Raw genomic sequence first — 2,562 nt, 5'->3', positions numbered from 1 at the left:
TCCTTACGTGCAATTACAAAAAATGCTGAAATTGCTCGTAACATGAGGCTGTTGTCGAATGCTATCGAGTCATCTCTTTGCAATCAGACACAGTATGAGGATAACAACCTGATAAATCAGTAATTTTTACGATTTTCGCGTCCATTTTTGCAACCAGGATATCACTGCACGGAACCAGACCGTAATACCCCGAGATATCGTTGTTTTGCTCATTTAACGCGTCCATTTTTGCAACCTTGTCCAATATGGACGCCTTGGGCCGACAGGACTTGTTTCTTCGGGCCTGGCCCTCTCGATTTCGCTGTTCGTACTCCGGATGCTCCTTTCGATATTTTTTCCAGTAATCCGGATTTTTCAGTCGCCAACGCGTCTGGGCATCTTTCTGATTGCCTCTGTAGCTCGCATCCACTTGCATTTTTTGCCGCTGCCATTCTCGTTTCCTGGTCCTTTGGCAATCAGGGTGTGAACAATACTTCTGATCTGGATTACGTGCGGACAGCGTAAACAGACACCGGCAATGTCTGCATCGTTTTTTGGGCATAAAAAAACCTCCAAGCCAAATGACTTGAAGGTTTTACTTGCGAGGTCAACTTTTGGTTATCACCAGGCAAAAACCAAGGCGGGGTATGCGGGGTATCTCTTGAAAAAACCGGGCGGGGTAAGGCGGGGTATTTGGCCTCTTTCAGGGGCTAAACTGGCAACATAACTAAACTCGCTACATAATGTCCCTTTTTCTTCCCCCCGGTAGGGGCCCCAGAAAACAATCTGCGGCATCATTACACACCCGCACGTCAAACGCACATGCATCTCGTTGAATCACATATCGCCCTGGTCGGCCTGGTGACCGTTCTGTCCGTGATCAGTCCGGGGCCGGATTTCGATTTCTCCGGCAACCTCACTCCCTGTGGAAATCGGCATCGGGATCTTCATCTCCCTGACCCACCTTGTGTGGTTCGCCCTTGTGGTCGTGATGCTGACCAATTCCCATACAGAAAAATTGCGTGAACGATGGCAGCACAATCTGGAAAGAATGGTGGGGGTGTGTCTGTTCGGCCTTGGATTGAAGCTGGCGCTGTATGTGTAAGGAGGATCGGATGCATCGAATTCTTGGAGGCAGCTCATGAGGCCAAAAGCGCAATGACTAATAACACTTCATGAATTATGTATCCCATACCGAGAGTGCATGTTCTATTTGGGGCATTGCCGATGACGTGTTGCGCCATGTCTCTGTGCGCGGCAAGAAGACCGACGCGCTGATCGAACAGATTGTCGGGGAGGGGGTCGGAAGCGGATTATCTGACCAAATGTTCCATTGACTGCAAGGAAGCTCGTGGGACATTGTATTGGTTAAAACTGCCTGTCGCATCTGAAATCCTGGCCGCTAACGGGCTTTCGGAACTGATACCGGAATGCAATGATTTGGTTGCCATTCTGACCAGTATCACCGAAAGGCTTAAGGAGAAACGGAATGGCTAAGAAATCTTCATCCTTCACCCCTCACCCTTCAAATTTCTACCGAGACCTTTTGGTCGAGGGAAAAGAGCGTATCCGCTCCGCCCAGTACGAAGCCCTCAGGGCGGTCAACAAGGAGCTCGTCGGCATCTACCGGGACATCGGGCGGATGATCGTGGAACAGCAGACAGACGCCGAGCATGGCGCTGCCATCGCTGAACAGTTAGCCAAAGATCTGAGGACGGAGTTTCCCGGAATCAGTGGCTTTTCCCGGCGCAATATCTTCTACATGCTTGAATTTTATATTGTTTATCGCGACGACAAGCGAGTGCAACCACTGGTTGCACAAATCGGATGGACCCATAATCTGATGATTTTACAGTAGATCACTACGTTCGAAAGATTAGACCCATAGACAAAAATAGGAGCTCACCTTGGCCGTACCTGATTTTCAATCATTGATGTTGCCATTGCTCAAGCTCTCCGCTGGTGGCGAAGAATATACCATGCAAGAGGCTCGTGAAGGGCTGGCAAAAGTACTGAAGCTTTCCGAGGAAGACCTTCAGGAACGGCTGCCAAGTGGTCGACAAACCACGTTTGCAAACCGTGTGGCATGGGCAAAAGTGTATCTCACACAGGCCCGAGTCTTGGAATCACCAAAACGAGGGGTATTTCATATTACCGAGCGTGGGCGGAAAATTCTCGCTGAATCCCCTGCTCAAATCGACATCAAGTATTTGGTGCGGTTTGAAGAATTTCAGGAATTCCGGCAGGCAAGCAGCAAGAACAAAACCGAGAAGGTTACCCATACCAACGATAATGAAGCATCGCCAACGACCCCTGAAGAAACTCTCGAACAAGCCTACCAGCAATTGAGAGACGAGGTCGCAAACGAGTTACTTCATTTAATTAAGGAAAATACACCGGAGTTTTTCGAAAAATTGGTCGTTCACCTCATTGTTGCCATGGGATACGGAGGCTCAGTACAGGAAGCTGGCAAGGCCACGAGAAAAACAGCAGATGAAGGCATCGACGGGGTTATCAAAGAAGATCGTCTGGGCCTGGATGCAATCTATTTGCAGGCCAAACGGTGGGATGCCGTTGTAGGCA

General features: G+C 49.3%; 4 protein-coding genes. All 4 read left to right on the top strand.

What is annotated here, in order from left to right:
* Positions 1 to 904: 904 nt before the first annotated feature.
* On the top strand, positions 905 to 1,084 hold the full coding sequence (locus ACY692_RS14835) for a hypothetical protein (protein WP_462325744.1): 180 nt from the start codon (positions 905 to 907) through the stop codon (positions 1,082 to 1,084).
* Positions 1,085 to 1,266: 182 nt separating this feature from the next.
* Positions 1,267 to 1,476, top strand: coding sequence for a four helix bundle protein (locus ACY692_RS14830; RefSeq protein WP_462326154.1), 210 nt, complete (start codon positions 1,267 to 1,269; stop codon positions 1,474 to 1,476).
* The gene (locus tag ACY692_RS14825) at positions 1,469 to 1,837 is read left to right on the top strand and encodes a DUF1016 N-terminal domain-containing protein (protein ID WP_462326153.1); all 369 of its coding nucleotides are present in this window, start codon (positions 1,469 to 1,471) and stop codon (positions 1,835 to 1,837) included. The genes ACY692_RS14830 and ACY692_RS14825 overlap by 8 nt, the downstream gene beginning before the upstream one ends.
* A 49-nt stretch (positions 1,838 to 1,886) precedes the next feature.
* On the top strand, positions 1,887 to 2,562 hold a 676-nt coding region (locus ACY692_RS14820), incomplete at its 3' end, for a restriction endonuclease (RefSeq protein WP_462326152.1).

It is taken from the genome of Desulfoplanes sp. (assembly GCF_054921335.1).
The sequence above is the reverse complement of the archived record's forward strand: the minus strand, read 5'-3'. Positions and strand labels throughout refer to the sequence as shown.